The organism is Brevundimonas nasdae (assembly GCF_016654005.1).
GTDB classification, from domain to species: Bacteria; Pseudomonadota; Alphaproteobacteria; order Caulobacterales; family Caulobacteraceae; genus Brevundimonas; species Brevundimonas nasdae.
On the sequence record NZ_JAEPWN010000004.1, the window covers coordinates 93,715 to 106,409 of the forward strand.

Consider the following 12,695-nt stretch of genomic DNA (forward strand, 5'->3'; position numbering starts at 1 on the left):
TTCAGCCCTCTCCCTCTTGCGACGGGAGAGGGCTAAGATGCGGAATGACTCGGGTTCGCGCATGATCAAATACATCGGCTCCAAGCGCGCCCTGCTGGGGCACGTGACCGGCGCCGTATCCAGCGTCCTGCCGCAGGGCGGACTGGTCTGCGATCTGTTTTCCGGCACCGCGCGGGTCGGTCATGCGTTGAAGAAGCAGGGCTTTCGCGTCTGGTCCAACGACTACAACGCCTATGCTCACATGCTGGCCACTGCCTATGTGCAGGCCGACCGCGAGGTCTGGATCGAGCGGGTCGAGGCGGTGCTGGCGGAACTGCGCACGGTGCAGCCGCAGGCGGGCTGGTTCACCCAGGCCTTCTGCCACGACGCCCGCTTCTTCCACCCCGACAACGGCGCCCGGATCGACGCCATCCGCCAGCGGATCGAGGTGCTGGACCTAGAGCCGGAACTGAAGGCCATCATCCTGGTCAGTCTGATGGAGGCCGCCGACCGGGTGGATTCCACGGCAGGCGTCCAGATGGCCTATATGAAACAGTGGGCGCCGCGTGCGCTGAAGACGCTGGAGCTGCGCACGCCCGACATCGTTCCCGCCGTCGATGGACCCTGCCGCGCCACCCATGGCGACGCGCTGGAAATGGCTGCGCAGGTCGATGCGGACCTCGTCTATCTGGACCCGCCTTATAACCAGCACTCCTACCTGGCCAACTATCACTGCTGGGAAAGTCTGGTCCTGTGGGACAAGCCCGAAACCTATGGCGTGGCCAACAAGCGCATCGACGTGAAGACGCGAAAGAGCGCCTTCAACAGCCGCCCCGGCATCGGCCCGGCGCTGCAGTCGGTGATTGAGCGGATCAGGACGCCGAATCTGATCGTCAGTTTCAACGACGAAGGCTATCTGAGCCGCGCGGACCTGGAGGCCATGCTGGCCTCACGCGGTCATGTCCAGGTCGTCGAGATCGCCCACCCGCGCTACGTCGGCGCGCGCATCGGCATCCATAACCCCAAAGGCGAGAAGGTGGGCCGAATTGGGCGCCTGCGAAATGTCGAGTACCTGTTCGTGGTGACTGACCGGCCGGTAGCTCTGCCGGTCGCGGCCTGAATTAAAAGCGGTTTTTCACCTTGCCGTAGCGGAACCCGAATCAGGGCTTGCCGTTTTCCGCCTATGGAACCGCCCCTCTCATCGCCCCGATTACGCCATCGCGAAAAGGACGACGGTCGATCCTTGACGACGGAATCCAAATCCTGGGCTCGGGTGGAAAAGACGAAGACGGCGCGCTGCTACACCCATAACACCCGGCACTTCATCCCACGCGACGCCGAGCCGACGGTTGCGGTGGAGGAGGAGGCCGAGCCTGCGCTGCGTCCGCCGCCGACCTGGATGCTGCTTTTGGCCGGGGCGGCGATTGCGGCCCTGTTGAGCGTGCTGGTCGGTGGTCTCTATCTGGAGTTCTAGGCGCCTCAGGCGTCCGCCAGCAGGGCCCTGATCGGCGCCCAGCTGCGGCGGTGGGCGGGGCAGGGGCCCAGCGTGCGCAGACCCTCCGTATGCGACGGCGCATTATACCCCTTGTGGCTGGCGAAGCCGTAGCCGGGGTGTTCGGCGTCCAGTTCGATCATCAGCCGATCCCGCGCCGTCTTGGCCAGGATCGAGGCCGCCGCGATGGATAGCGACAGGCTGTCGCCCTTGACCACCGTCTGGATTTCGCACGGCAGTTTGAAGCGGTAGTTGCCGTCCACCAGGGCCGCCACCGGCTGCACCGACAGGGCCTCGATGGCGCGGCACATGGCCAGGCCTGTGGCGTGCAGGATGTTCAGGTCGTCGATCTCCTCCACCGAGGCGAAACCCACGCCCCAGGCGATGGCGCGGGCCTTGATCTCAGTCTCCAGCACCGCGCGGCGTTTCTCGGTCAGGGCCTTGGAGTCATCAATCCCGGGCGGCAGGTCGTCGGGGTTCAGGATCACCGCCGCCGCCGACACCGGCCCGGCCCACGGCCCGCGCCCGGCCTCATCCACCCCGCAGACGTGACCGTTGACCCGCTGGATCAGCACGGTTTCCAGATGCAGCGTCGGGAAGGTCTTGGGATTAGCGGAGGTCTTGGCCATGCCCCGCCATCGCACGAACCTGAGCATGACGGAAGCAGGTGTTCTGGTGATCGTTGACCATGCCGACGGCCTGCATGAAGGCATAGACGATCACCGGGCCGCAGAAGTTGAAGCCGCGCTTCTTCAGCGCCTTGGCCATGGCTTCGGACTGTGCGGTCTTGACCGGCGCCTCTCGGAAATCGCTCCAGTTGGTCTGGATCGGCTCGCCGCCGACGAAGGACCACAGCCATTCAGAGAAGTCCTCGCCGTTGTCGCGCATCTCCAGCCAGATCTGCGCGCCCCGGATGGCGGCGTTGATCTTGGCGCGTGAGCGGATGATGCGGGCGTCGCCCAGCAGGCGCTGGATGTCGTCCTCTCCATAGCGGGCGACGATCTCGGGATCGAAATTGTCGAAGGCGTCGCGGATGCCCTCGCGTTTCCTCAGGATGGTGATCCAGGCCAGACCCGCCTGAAATCCGTCCAGGATCAGCTTCTCCCACAGGGCGCGCGCATCACGCTCCGGCACGCCCCATTCGGTGTCGTGATAGGCGATGTAGAGCGGGTCCGTGGTCCCGCACCACCCGCAACGGCCCTCGGCGTTTGAATCGGTCATGGGATGATGTTGCCAGTTTGTTCAGGGCGTAGGAAGCTCAAACCCTCTTCCGTCGGGAGAGGGTTTGAACGCCCGAGAGCGCAGTGATCGGTCTGGCGTGAAAGGGTGAGGGGCCGTTGGTTGAGGGCGGCCCTCATCCGGCCCTGCGGGCCACCTTCTCCCAAAGGGAGAAGGGTAGAAACTCAGTCCCGAACCAACCCGCCGTCGACCACCAGGTTCTGGCCCGTCACCGCGCGGCTCCAGGGCGAGGCGAAGAACAGCACCGCATCGGCGAACTCCTCTGGCGTCGTGACCGAGCGCAGCGGGGTCATGCCGGCGATCAGGTCGAAGACGGCATCTGGCGTGGCGGCGCTGGCGTCGGTGGTGCGCAGAAGGCCGCCGGAGACCATGTTGACCGTGATCCCGTCGGGCCCCAGATCGCCCGCCGCCGTGCGGGTCAGGGACAGCAGGGCGGCCTTGGCGGCGGTGTAGTCGTGGTAGGGCACGACCGGGTTCTGGAACAGATTCGTCCCGATGTTGACGACGCGCCCGAACCGGCCTGCCGCCATGCCGGGCGCCGTGGCCTGAATGACGTTCAGGGCGCCGCGCACGACGGTCGAGAACTGGGCGGCCAGATCATCCCAGCTGATGTCGGTCATCTGGGCGCGGGCGTCGCCGTTGAAGCTGTAGTCCAGGGCGTTGTTGACCACGGTTGTGATCGCGCCGCCGAAATGGGCCTGCGTCTGGGCGACCAGGGCGTCGACCGAGGCCCGGTCGGCCACGTCGGCCTGAATGGCGATGGCGCGTTCGCCGATCTCGGCGGCCAGGGCGTTCGCCGCATCGCCGCTGTTGCGCCAGTTGATCACCACGCGGGCCCCTTCACGGGCGAAGGTCCGCACGGATGCGGCGCCGACGCCGCGCGCCCCGCCGGTGACGATGACGATCTGGTCGGCGATCTTCATGGGTTCAGACTCACGCGTTGGAGGAGGGGGCTTCCTCGCCCATCCAGGCGGGACGATGCAAGCGCACAGGCCGCCCATCGACGGTCAGATCACCGTCCAGCCGGTCCACGCGCAGCAGGGCCATGACCACGCCGTCCTGCCCGCTCAGCACCTGACCCGCGCGCAGTTCGCCGTTCAGCACCTCTGCCCCGAACTCAAAGGGCGCGCCGTCAAAGCTCAGGGGCATCATCCGGTTCTTGATCGTGCCCCGCCGCTTCATGCGCGAGGTCGTCTCCTGGCCGATGAAACAGCCCTTCCTGAAGTCGATGCCGTTCAGCAGGTCGAAGTCCGCCTCGATCGGATAGGTCTTGTCCTGCGGCGCGTCATTGGTCGGGTCGGGCACGCCGACCGCCAGCCGGTGGCGGTTGTAGTCGTCCTCGTTCGCATCCGCCGCCGCCTCGCCATACAGGCGGCCGCCCAACGCCGGGGTGCGCGGGTCGTCGATGAAGCCCTCCTCGGGCACGGGCCAGCCTGCATGGACGGGCCGGTCGTCGGCGGCGATCTCGACCTTGGCGCGCAGCCTGTACATCGACAGGCGCTGAATCAGGGCGTCGCGCCGGTCTGCGGCGACGTCCAGCAGAAGCCCGTCCTCGGTCCCAAGGATGAAAAGGTCGAACAGCAGCCGCCCCGGCGGCGACAGCAGGGCGCCGAAACGCAGCTCTCCGGGTGCAATCGTCTCGACATCCTGCGTCAGCAGATTGTGCAGGAAAGGACGGGCGTCAGGGCCGGTGACGGCGATTAGGGCGCGGCTGGACAGAAGGGCGACAGGCATGGGCCCAAGATAGGACGCGCGATCCGCCTTCAGAAGGCGTTGCTGTGAAAATAGCCGGGCCGCATGGCGCCCGGCGCGGACGGACGTGGCGTCGATTTCAACCTGCGGCATCTTGTCGCCCTCAGCCGTCCTGAGTTATTTAGCGTTGTCTAATATTGGCCCGGCAAGCGCGGGCCTTGTCATGCTTTCGGTCGGGAGTGGGTCATGAGGTTGTCTGTCGTCATCAGGTCGATGCTGGGACTGGCCGGGGCGCTGGCGCTTGGGGTGCTGTGGCCGTCGGGATCGGCCCAGGCGCAGTCGCCCTGTTCCGGCGCGCCGGGCGAGCGGATGGTGGGCATGACCCAGGCCGGGCCGGGCGTGGCCGCCATGCCCCTGTGCATGCGCGATTCCAGCGGCGGCGACGCCGGGCCCACGCGTTCCAATGACAGCTACGCCTCCATCGCCTGGCACCCGGACGCCTCGGACATCTGGATCGACGGCAACTATCTGGGGCCGGGGGAGTCGGTGGATGTGGCGCTGGAGGCGTGCAACCGCGCCATGGGGGGCGGGTGTGCGTCTGCGGGCGAATGGAACAATTCCTCCATGGCGGTGATCCGCGACCGCAACGGCGCCTTCTACGTCGCCTGGCTGGGTGAGGGCGGGCGTCAGCGTCAGCGGGTTCTGGATGAGTGTTCGTCCAAACAGCCCCTGCCATGCGAGGTCGTACGGACCGTGAACTCGCGCATCGACCGCTACTGGCCGGGACCGGAGGCGCGTGTGGCCCATGCGGCGGCCGCCTGGGTGGACGGGACCAATGGTTATGACCGCAAACTCTATGTCGCCAGCGGCTATCGCACAGGCGAAGAGGCCTCGAACCTGGCCCTGGCCGCCTGCAGCGCGGCCAACCCCAAGCACAAATGCGTCGTCACGGCCCAGACCGGCGGCGGCTTCATCCAGGCCGCGACCCTGGATGGAGAACGGGATTTCGCCACAGTCGAAACCAATGAGCGCCGCGCCCATCTGGCTGCTGAACGCCTGTGCCGCCAGAACGACCGCACCGCCTCATGCAGCATTCAGGCTGTCTTCAACAGCCGCGTCCGCGGCCAGTTCGTTCATGACTTCAGCACGTGGAGGGCGCGCTAAGAGGCGACCGCATACCGCGCGGTCACCCCGTCGGGCTGGAAGTCATGTTCCGTCAGCTTGTCCAGCGAACGCAGGACGCGGTCGACGAAGGCGGGGTGATCGCCTGCCTCCACCGCTGGCCTCAGCCAGTCGGTCACCACCGCACGGGCGGGATAGGTTCCGATCGGGCCGGGGATGGACAGGGCGACATCGATTCCTTCGGCGATCCATCCGGCGACGGTGACGAAGAAGTCTTCGACGCCCAGGAACTCGGTCGGGCGTACGACATACAGGGTGATGATCCCGTCCTCGACGCCGTCAGGACGCACGATGACGCCGCTGCGGTCGGGGCGCCAGTCGTCGGACAGTTCGACCACCCGCCACAGGCAGAACCAGACGCGGCAGGTCTGGGGTCGGATCGCATGAACCGAACACCCCGCCCCGTCCACGCAATAGGCGCACAGTTCGCCGGTGGGCTTGGCCAACTCAGGCAGGTTCAGCGGAATGACGCGGCAGCATTCGACGCATCCGCCGCAGTCCCGATCCGGCAGCAGGGGCAGGCTCACCCTAAAGCGCGTTCGATCTGGGCGATGCGGCGGTCCATGTCGGCGACCACGGCTTCCAGCCGCTTCTTCTCCGACGCCATGTCCACCGGCGTGCCGTCTTCGTAGGAAATGGTCGCGCCCTTGGCGATCAGGTCCAGCCGATAGATGGCCGTGACCCGCTGCGCCTTGAAGCGTTCTAGGGCGGCGGAGGCGGCGGGATCGGTCGTTTTGGTCATGGACAGGCTCTAAACCATAGGCCCAGCCTGTGGAAACAGTCGTTTGCCGATGAAGCCGGGGCAGAATCCCTGTAACAATCAACGAATGATCGGGCGTTTCCCCATCCTCTATATCGTCGAGGCGGACGCCGAAGACGCTGTGCTGTCTTCGGGCGTGCTCGCGCATCTGGTCGACAGCCTGCCCAATGCCAGCTTCACCATCGTCGGATCGGCGGCGTCTGCGCCCCTGTTCGCCGACACGCCGCGCCTGGCCAAGCTGATCGTGCTCGAGCGCGAGGGGCATTTCGACTGGATCGCCCTGTGGAACCAGGTGCGGGCGACCAAATGGGGGCTGGTCGTGGACATGCGCGGCTCGGCCCTGTCGGGCAAGCTGCGGCGCCAGAAGCGGGCCGTGCGGGGCAAGGATGAACCCGGCGTCCACGCCGTCGTCGCCGCCGCCGCCGTGTTGAAGCTGGAGCCGCACGAGGCCCCGGCGCCGAAAATATTCACCTCGGAACAGACGCTGGCCGAGGCGCGGGCCCTGTTCCCGACCACGGGCGGCGACGGACCGATCCTGGCTATCGGACCCGGCGTCGAATGGATGGGCAAGCGCTGGCCCGCCGAACGCTACGCCAAGGTGGCGACCAAGCTTCTGGCCGATGACGGGCCTCTGGCGGGCGGTCGGCTGATGCTGGTGGGCGAAGAGTTCGACCGCGAATCCGCCCACACCATCCGCTACGCCGTGCCGCGCGCGCGGGTGATCGAACTTCAGGGCAAGCTGACGCGTCTGCAGACGGCGGCGGCCCTGTCGCAGGCGGTGCTGTACGTCGGCGCCGACTCGATCTGGACCCATCTGGCCGTGGCTTCGGGCGTGCCGACGGTGGCGGTGTTCGGTCCCTCGGACGAAACCGTCCGTGGCCCCTGGCAGGGCGCGTCGGTCCGCGGCCCGCGCAGCTTCCAGGAGTTCAAGGCGCTGGACCCGCGCCTGAACCAGGCGATCCAACACATGATGGACCTGCCGTGGGAGCGGGCGCTGAAGGCGGCGGTGAAGCTGCTGAAGGCCTCCTAGTTTCGTCACCCTCGGGCTTGTCCCGAGGGCCTATCGTTCCGCATAAGCAGATTTGTGCTTTCGGCCCGTGCGACGGCTGCAATGGGCCCTCGGGACAAGCCCGAGGGTGACGGTGAATATGATGACCCAGACCTATGACCTGATCGTCCGTGGCGGCGAGGTGGCCAATCATGCCGGACGCGGTCTGGCCGATGTCGGCGTGATCGACGGCAAGATCGCCTTCATCGGCGACCTGTCCCAGGCCTCGGCGGGCGAGGTGTTCGACGCCGCGGGCCTGACGGTCCTGCCCGGCGTCATCGACACCCAGGTCCATTTCCGCGAGCCGGGGCTGGAGTGGAAAGAAGACCTGGAGACCGGCAGCCGCGCGGCGGCCCTGGGCGGGGTGGTCGCCGTGTTCGAAATGCCGAACACCAACCCCAACACCACCGACCCCGACACCATGGCCGACAAACTGGTGCGGGCGAACAACCGGATGTGGACGGACCACGCCTTCTACGTCGGCGGCACGCATGAGAACGCCGACTATCTGGGCGAACTGGAGCGGCTGCCCGGCTGTTGCGGGGTCAAGGTCTTCATGGGCGCCTCGACCGGCGACCTGCTGATCGCCGACGACGAGGGGGTGCGCAAGGTTCTGTCCAATGTGAGCCGCCGCGCCACCTTCCATTCCGAGGACGAATACCGTCTGGTCGAGCGTCGCGGCCTGGCCCGCACCGGCGACTGGACCAGCCACCCCGAGGTCCGCGACGCTGAAAGCGCCATCCGCTCGACCCGCCGTCTGGTCGGCCTGGCCAAGGAGACGGGCGCGCGCATCCACGTCCTGCACGTCACGACCAAGGACGAGATGGACTTCCTGCGCTTCCACAAGGACGTCGCCACCGTCGAGATCACGCCCCAGCACCTGACCCTGGCCGCGCCCGAGGCCTATCAAAGGCTGGGCGCCTATGCCCAGATGAACCCGCCGATCCGGTCGCAGGATCATGTGGACGCTCTGTGGCTGTGGGGGATGCAGCAGGGTGTCGCCGACGTGCTGGGCTCGGACCACGCGCCGCACACCAGGGAAGAAAAATCAAAGCCTTATCCGGCCTCGCCGTCCGGGATGCCGGGGGTGCAGACCCTGGTGCCGCTGATGCTGACCCACGTCGCCAACGGCCGCTTGTCGCTGGAACGGTTCATCGACCTGACCTCGGCGGGCGCCCAGCGGGTGTTCGGCACGGCGAACAAGGGGCGGATGGCCGTCAGCTATGACGCCGATCTGACCATCGTCGACCTGAAGGCGCAGAAGACCATCACCCATGACCAGCAGGCTTCGCGCTGCGGCTGGACCCCGTTCGACGGCTTCGAGGCGACCGGCTGGCCGATGGCGACCATCGTGCGTGGCCGCGTGGTGATGCAGGACGGCGAACTGATCGGCAAAGCCCACGGTCAGCCCGTGCGGTTCCAGGAGACCCTGTGAAGGTTCGCATACAACCCGTCACCCTCGGGCTTGTCCCGAGGGCCCATGGCGGAGGCGCCGCGACCCTCGACGCGGAGGCGGCGGCGCATCATCGTCATCTGATCCGGGCGCGTACAGATGGGCCCTCGGGACAAGCCCGAGGGTGACGGAGGTGAGTGAAAAGCTCGGCCTCATCGGCTATGGGGCCTTCGGGCGTCTGACGGCGCGGCATCTGTCGGCGTGGTTCGAGGTCGCGGCCTATGATCCCGCGGTGTCAGAGGGCGACGCCCATGCGGTCCTGACCGATCTGGCGACCGCCGCCGCCTGTCCGGTGGTGGTTCTGGCCGTGCCGGTCGAGGCTTTGGAGGACACCCTGTCCGCCATCCGTCCGCATCTGGCGCCGGACGCCCTGGTGATCGACGTCGGTTCGGTGAAGGTGAAGCCTGCACTGGCCATGCAGGCGGCTCTGCCGGAAGGCGTGCGGATCGTCGGCACCCACCCCCTGTTCGGCCCTCAGAGCGGCAAGGACGGGGTGGCGGGGCTTCGGATCGCGGTCAGCGAAGTGCGCGGCGCCAAGGACGCCCGCCGCGTCGCCGCCTTCTGCCGCCATGCGCTGAAGCTGAAGGTGTTTCAGGTCACCCCGGAAGACCATGACCGCGAGGCCGCCGTGGTCCAGGGCCTGACCCACCTGATCGCGCGCGTCCTCTTGAACATGGAGCCGCTGCCGACGCGGATGACGACGGCCAGTTTCGAGCGGCTGATGCAGGCCGTGGATATGGTCCGCCATGACAGCCCCGCCGTCTTCCGCGCCATCGAACGCGACAACCCCTTCGCCGCCGAAGTCCGCGACCGCTTTTTCGCCCTGGCCGATCAGGCGCGGCACGACGTGGACGAGCTGTAGAGCCTAAATCTCCTCGTCTTGATCGTTCAGCCAGCGCAGACGCATTGTCTGCAACTGGATCGACCACTGGCTGCGGCCCTGTTCGATGGGGTCCATGTCGTCGATGGCCTCGTTCAGCCGTTGCAGGTCCGCGCCCACCGTCTGTTTGAGGCGGCGCAGGGCGTCGGCGCGCACGGCGGGATCCAGCGTGGCCCACAGACTGGCGCGCAGGCGGAACGGATCGACCCCCACGCTGGTCGCCCGCACGGGGTCGCATATCCATGCCTCCAGCGCCGCAACGCCCTCTGAACTCAGCGTCAGGTGGCTGCCCTTATGGCCGGTCGTGATCGGCGTGCTGACGATCAGTCCTGCCTCGGTCAGGCGCTTGATCGCCGGATAGACCGAACCTGCGCTGCCGCTCCATTCGATGGAGGGGGAGGTCTGGAAGGCGCGGCGCACCTTGAAAGCCGTTCGGTTGTGGCGGTGGTGAATCTCCGACAGCACGGCGCCTTCAAGCTCGGTCACGCCAGATGGAGGATTTGTCATTTGACGCTCTTGGCTGAATTAGTACTAATCGTACCAATTCGATGAAGGATTGTCATGCGTAGCTCATTTCTGAAACTGGCCCTAGCGGCCGCCGTCCTGTCGGCGCCTCTCGCAGCGTCCCTGACCCATCCGGTGCGGGCGCAGGCGCCTGCGCCAGAAACCATCACTCTGTTTCAATCCAATGACCGGGTGCTGGTCATGCTGACCATCGCCGACCACCCGCCCATGCCCGCCGTGTTCGACACGGGCACCAACGGCAACATCATCGACATGGATATCGCCGCCAGGCTGGGGCTGGAGAACAAGGGGGCGTCGCGCTCGGTCGATGGCAGCACCGGGCGGCCCGTGCCGGGGTTCGAGACCTTCATCACCAAGGCCAGCCTGGGCGGGGTGGCGATCCAGAATGCACGGGCCACGGCCATGGCCTTCAACCACGCCAATGAAGTCGCCATCATCGGCCCCAACAGCTTTCCCGGCCAGTATGTGGTGATGGATCTGGGCAAGAGCCGCCTGACCCTGTTCACGCCAGAAAACGCGCCCCAGGCGGGCGAAGCCGTTCCCTATCTGGGCGAAGGCGGCGCGGCCCTGCCGTCGCTGAACATAGAGCTGGAGGGCAGGGCGATCCCGGCCATTCTGGACACCGGCAACACCAGCGATTTCCTGTTGCCGCTCAGCCTGGCCAAGGGTCTGCCGCTGGAGGGCGAACTGGCCGTCATCGGCTACGCCACCTCCGCCGCCGGGGTTCAGGATGTCTATGAGGCGCGCCTGGGCGAAGACATAACCGTTGCAGGCGTCGTTTTCCATCGCCCAAAGATCCGCTTCATCGAAGGCGGCCGCCCCAACATCGGCATGCCGGTCCTACGCCAGCTGAAACTGATGTTCGACCCGGTGGAGCGCCGCACCTGGGTGATCGCACCGCCTGCGGCATGATTGCGCAGTCCGAGTAAGGATCCGCGACTTCAGCCTGTTGCGCTTTTCAGGCCCCGGTGTGGTCATATTCGCTCCCTCAAACTCAAGCTTGGCTTAACGCGTGTTCGCGCGCAGCCGGTGCGGTGTTTGAGGGAGTGTTCATGGTGCGGAATATCGGCTCACGTCTTGGCTTGGCGCTGGCGGTTGTATTGGCGTCTTCGGGGGCGGCATCGGCGCAGTCTCGACTGGATGCGGCGTCGGCCAATACGGTGTTCGAGCGCGCCCGGCTTCTGTGCGAAGCTGACGAGGGGCGGACCTGGGGTGTCAGTTTGTGCGGGCCGATACTGATCGCCGATCCTGCGACCCGCAGAGTGATGGCCAATGTGGATGGTCTGGAGACGCCGTTGGAGCGAACAGGCGCGGTGTTCGAGGGGCTGCTGCCGGACAATGTGCCCATTGCCAACACCGCTGTGCGTTGGAATGGTCGCGCCTGGACCATGTTGATGGCGCCCTTGCCTGACGATGAGACGGCCCTTTCCGTCCTGTTGATGCACGAGGCTTGGCACCGCATCCAGGACCAGATCGGTCTGGCGGCGAGCAATGCCGACCAACCCCAATTGGCGACGGAGGCGGGGCGTCTGTCCTTCCGGCTGGAGCTACGGGCCCTGTCCGCTGCGTTGACGGCGACAGATGCGCAGGCCCGGCGTCTGGCGGTCCGGGACGCCCTGACATTCCGGGCGTGGCGTCAGGCGCAGTTCCCCGAGGCGCAGGATGCCGAGAACATTATGGAGCGGCATGAGGGGCTGGCTGAATACACCGGGCGGCGGCTGTCGCGCGATGACGTCATGAGCCAGCATCTGGCCGAGCATCTGCGCCGAGGCGATGCTGTGCGCGAATACGCCCGCACCTTCGCCTATTATTCAGGGCCGGCTTACGGCGTCCTGCTGGACGGCGTCGCGCCCGACTGGCGGCAGACTTGGGATCGACATGCAGGCCTGCCGGAATTGCTGTCCCAGGCGCTTGCATTGTCTGTCACCTTTGATGATGCGGCTTTTGAGTTAAGTGCGGCGCGCTATGACGGATCAACCGTCCGCACCGAAGAGGCAGAGCGTGCCCAGGCACAGGCGGTGCGTATCGCCGCCTTGCGCGCAAAACTGGTGGATGGCCCCGTGCTGGCCACGCCCGCATCCGGCGCGAACTTCAGCTTCGACCCGAACCGGGTGACGCCATTCCCGCCCGAGGGCTCTGTCTATGGCCTGATCCGCGTGGCGGCGGACTGGGGTGTGTTGGAGGTTGAGCGAGATGGGCTGTTGTCGGCGGACTGGTCCCGGCTTTCGGTCGGCTATGTCGATGTCGCCCCAACCGAGAGCGGCTTGAAAGGGGAGGGTTGGACCCTGACGCTTAAGCCAGACTGGCAACTGGCGCCGGGTCGTCGCGATGGAGACTGGACGATCATTCGACGTCCCCTCTCCAATCCCTGAGTCGTCGGGTTGAAATACCTTGGGGTTGGAATATATACGACGCATACGAAACGTATATATTCAGGAGCGCCCG

General features: G+C 66.4%; 15 protein-coding genes. 8 read left to right on the plus strand and 7 right to left on the minus strand.

The features are described 5' to 3' along the window. Window positions 1–37: 37 nt before the first annotated feature. A complete protein-coding gene (locus JKF87_RS07655) occupies window positions 38–1,099 on the plus strand; it encodes a DNA adenine methylase (RefSeq protein ID WP_236261207.1) in 1,062 nt (353 codons plus the stop codon). A gap of 153 nt (window positions 1,100–1,252) precedes the next feature. Further along, entirely contained in the window at window positions 1,253–1,453 is a 201-nt protein-coding gene (locus JKF87_RS07660; RefSeq protein ID WP_201099061.1) for a hypothetical protein, read from the plus strand. Window positions 1,454–1,458: 5 nt separating this feature from the next. On the opposite strand, the gene JKF87_RS07665 is transcribed toward JKF87_RS07660, so the two are convergent. The 4 genes from JKF87_RS07665 to ygfZ all read right to left on the minus strand — a co-directional run bounded on the left by JKF87_RS07665 (window position 1,459) and on the right by ygfZ (window position 4,444). Continuing rightward, a complete protein-coding gene (locus JKF87_RS07665) occupies window positions 1,459–2,100 on the minus strand; it encodes a ribonuclease HII (protein ID WP_201099062.1) in 642 nt (213 codons plus the stop codon). Then, window positions 2,081–2,692, minus strand: coding sequence for a DNA-3-methyladenine glycosylase I (locus JKF87_RS07670; protein WP_201099064.1), 612 nt, complete (start codon window positions 2,690–2,692; stop codon window positions 2,081–2,083). Before JKF87_RS07670 ends, JKF87_RS07665 begins: the two co-directional genes overlap by 20 nt. 182 nt (window positions 2,693–2,874) lie before the next feature. Next, window positions 2,875–3,633 carry a 3-oxoacyl-ACP reductase gene (locus JKF87_RS07675; RefSeq protein WP_201099066.1) on the minus strand — a complete coding sequence of 253 codons (759 nt, stop codon included), beginning with the start codon at window positions 3,631–3,633 and terminating at the stop codon, window positions 2,875–2,877. Between the two features lie 10 nt (window positions 3,634–3,643). Next, complete coding sequence (ygfZ, locus tag JKF87_RS07680; RefSeq protein ID WP_201099068.1) at window positions 3,644–4,444, minus strand: CAF17-like 4Fe-4S cluster assembly/insertion protein YgfZ; 801 nt, start codon at window positions 4,442–4,444, stop codon at window positions 3,644–3,646. 204 nt (window positions 4,445–4,648) lie between these two features. Here ygfZ and JKF87_RS07685 point away from each other — a divergent pair, with 204 nt between their 5' ends. After that, window positions 4,649–5,566 carry a DUF4189 domain-containing protein gene (locus tag JKF87_RS07685; RefSeq protein ID WP_201099070.1) on the plus strand — a complete coding sequence of 306 codons (918 nt, stop codon included), beginning with the start codon at window positions 4,649–4,651 and terminating at the stop codon, window positions 5,564–5,566. Here JKF87_RS07685 and JKF87_RS07690 read toward each other — a convergent pair. Further along, window positions 5,563–6,111 carry a hypothetical protein gene (locus tag JKF87_RS07690; RefSeq protein WP_201099072.1) on the minus strand — a complete coding sequence of 183 codons (549 nt, stop codon included), beginning with the start codon at window positions 6,109–6,111 and terminating at the stop codon, window positions 5,563–5,565. The genes JKF87_RS07685 and JKF87_RS07690 overlap by 4 nt on opposite strands. Further along, entirely contained in the window at window positions 6,108–6,326 is a 219-nt protein-coding gene (locus JKF87_RS07695; RefSeq protein ID WP_201099073.1) for a hypothetical protein, read from the minus strand. The genes JKF87_RS07690 and JKF87_RS07695 overlap by 4 nt, the downstream gene beginning before the upstream one ends. An 85-nt stretch (window positions 6,327–6,411) precedes the next feature. On the opposite strand from JKF87_RS07695, the gene JKF87_RS07700 reads away from it, so the two are divergent. The 3 genes from JKF87_RS07700 to JKF87_RS07710 all read left to right on the plus strand — a co-directional run bounded on the left by JKF87_RS07700 (window position 6,412) and on the right by JKF87_RS07710 (window position 9,707). Beyond that, a complete protein-coding gene (locus JKF87_RS07700; protein ID WP_201099075.1) occupies window positions 6,412–7,374 on the plus strand; it encodes a glycosyltransferase family 9 protein in 963 nt (320 codons plus the stop codon). Window positions 7,375–7,495: 121 nt separating this feature from the next. Continuing rightward, window positions 7,496–8,827 carry a dihydroorotase gene (locus tag JKF87_RS07705; RefSeq protein ID WP_201099076.1) on the plus strand — a complete coding sequence of 444 codons (1,332 nt, stop codon included), beginning with the start codon at window positions 7,496–7,498 and terminating at the stop codon, window positions 8,825–8,827. Window positions 8,828–8,978: 151 nt separating this feature from the next. Next, a complete protein-coding gene (locus tag JKF87_RS07710) occupies window positions 8,979–9,707 on the plus strand; it encodes a prephenate dehydrogenase (protein WP_307417705.1) in 729 nt (242 codons plus the stop codon). 3 nt (window positions 9,708–9,710) lie between these two features. Here the strand turns inward: JKF87_RS07710 and JKF87_RS07715 are convergent, their stop codons facing one another. After that, window positions 9,711–10,232: a PadR family transcriptional regulator gene (locus JKF87_RS07715; protein ID WP_201099080.1), complete on the minus strand. Its 522-nt coding sequence runs from the start codon at window positions 10,230–10,232 to the stop codon at window positions 9,711–9,713. Between the two features lie 54 nt (window positions 10,233–10,286). Here JKF87_RS07715 and JKF87_RS07720 point away from each other — a divergent pair, with 54 nt between their 5' ends. Both JKF87_RS07720 and JKF87_RS07725 read left to right on the plus strand, forming a co-directional pair. Continuing rightward, window positions 10,287–11,162 carry a pepsin/retropepsin-like aspartic protease family protein gene (locus tag JKF87_RS07720; protein WP_201099082.1) on the plus strand — a complete coding sequence of 292 codons (876 nt, stop codon included), beginning with the start codon at window positions 10,287–10,289 and terminating at the stop codon, window positions 11,160–11,162. A 140-nt stretch (window positions 11,163–11,302) separates the two neighbouring features. Then, window positions 11,303–12,622: a hypothetical protein gene (locus JKF87_RS07725; RefSeq protein WP_201099084.1), complete on the plus strand. Its 1,320-nt coding sequence runs from the start codon at window positions 11,303–11,305 to the stop codon at window positions 12,620–12,622. The last annotated feature ends 73 nt before the right edge of the window (window positions 12,623–12,695 follow it).

What these genes read in the sequence shown, in the direction of transcription:
- JKF87_RS07655 (WP_236261207.1), top strand. Translation starts at nt 38, where the DNA reads ATGCGGAATGACTCGGGTTCGCGCATGATCAAATACATCGGCTCCAAG.
- JKF87_RS07665 (WP_201099062.1), bottom strand. Translation starts at nt 2,100, where the DNA reads ATGGCCAAGACCTCCGCTAATCCCAAGACCTTCCCGACGCTGCATCTG.
- JKF87_RS07670 (WP_201099064.1), bottom strand. Translation starts at nt 2,692, where the DNA reads ATGACCGATTCAAACGCCGAGGGCCGTTGCGGGTGGTGCGGGACCACG.
- JKF87_RS07675 (WP_201099066.1), bottom strand. Translation starts at nt 3,633, where the DNA reads ATGAAGATCGCCGACCAGATCGTCATCGTCACCGGCGGGGCGCGCGGC.
- ygfZ (WP_201099068.1), bottom strand. Translation starts at nt 4,444, where the DNA reads ATGCCTGTCGCCCTTCTGTCCAGCCGCGCCCTAATCGCCGTCACCGGC.
- JKF87_RS07685 (WP_201099070.1), top strand. Translation starts at nt 4,649, where the DNA reads ATGAGGTTGTCTGTCGTCATCAGGTCGATGCTGGGACTGGCCGGGGCG.
- JKF87_RS07695 (WP_201099073.1), bottom strand. Translation starts at nt 6,326, where the DNA reads ATGACCAAAACGACCGATCCCGCCGCCTCCGCCGCCCTAGAACGCTTC.
- JKF87_RS07700 (WP_201099075.1), top strand. Translation starts at nt 6,412, where the DNA reads ATGATCGGGCGTTTCCCCATCCTCTATATCGTCGAGGCGGACGCCGAA.
- JKF87_RS07705 (WP_201099076.1), top strand. Translation starts at nt 7,496, where the DNA reads ATGACCCAGACCTATGACCTGATCGTCCGTGGCGGCGAGGTGGCCAAT.
- JKF87_RS07715 (WP_201099080.1), bottom strand. Translation starts at nt 10,232, where the DNA reads ATGACAAATCCTCCATCTGGCGTGACCGAGCTTGAAGGCGCCGTGCTG.
- JKF87_RS07720 (WP_201099082.1), top strand. Translation starts at nt 10,287, where the DNA reads ATGCGTAGCTCATTTCTGAAACTGGCCCTAGCGGCCGCCGTCCTGTCG.
- JKF87_RS07725 (WP_201099084.1), top strand. Translation starts at nt 11,303, where the DNA reads ATGGTGCGGAATATCGGCTCACGTCTTGGCTTGGCGCTGGCGGTTGTA.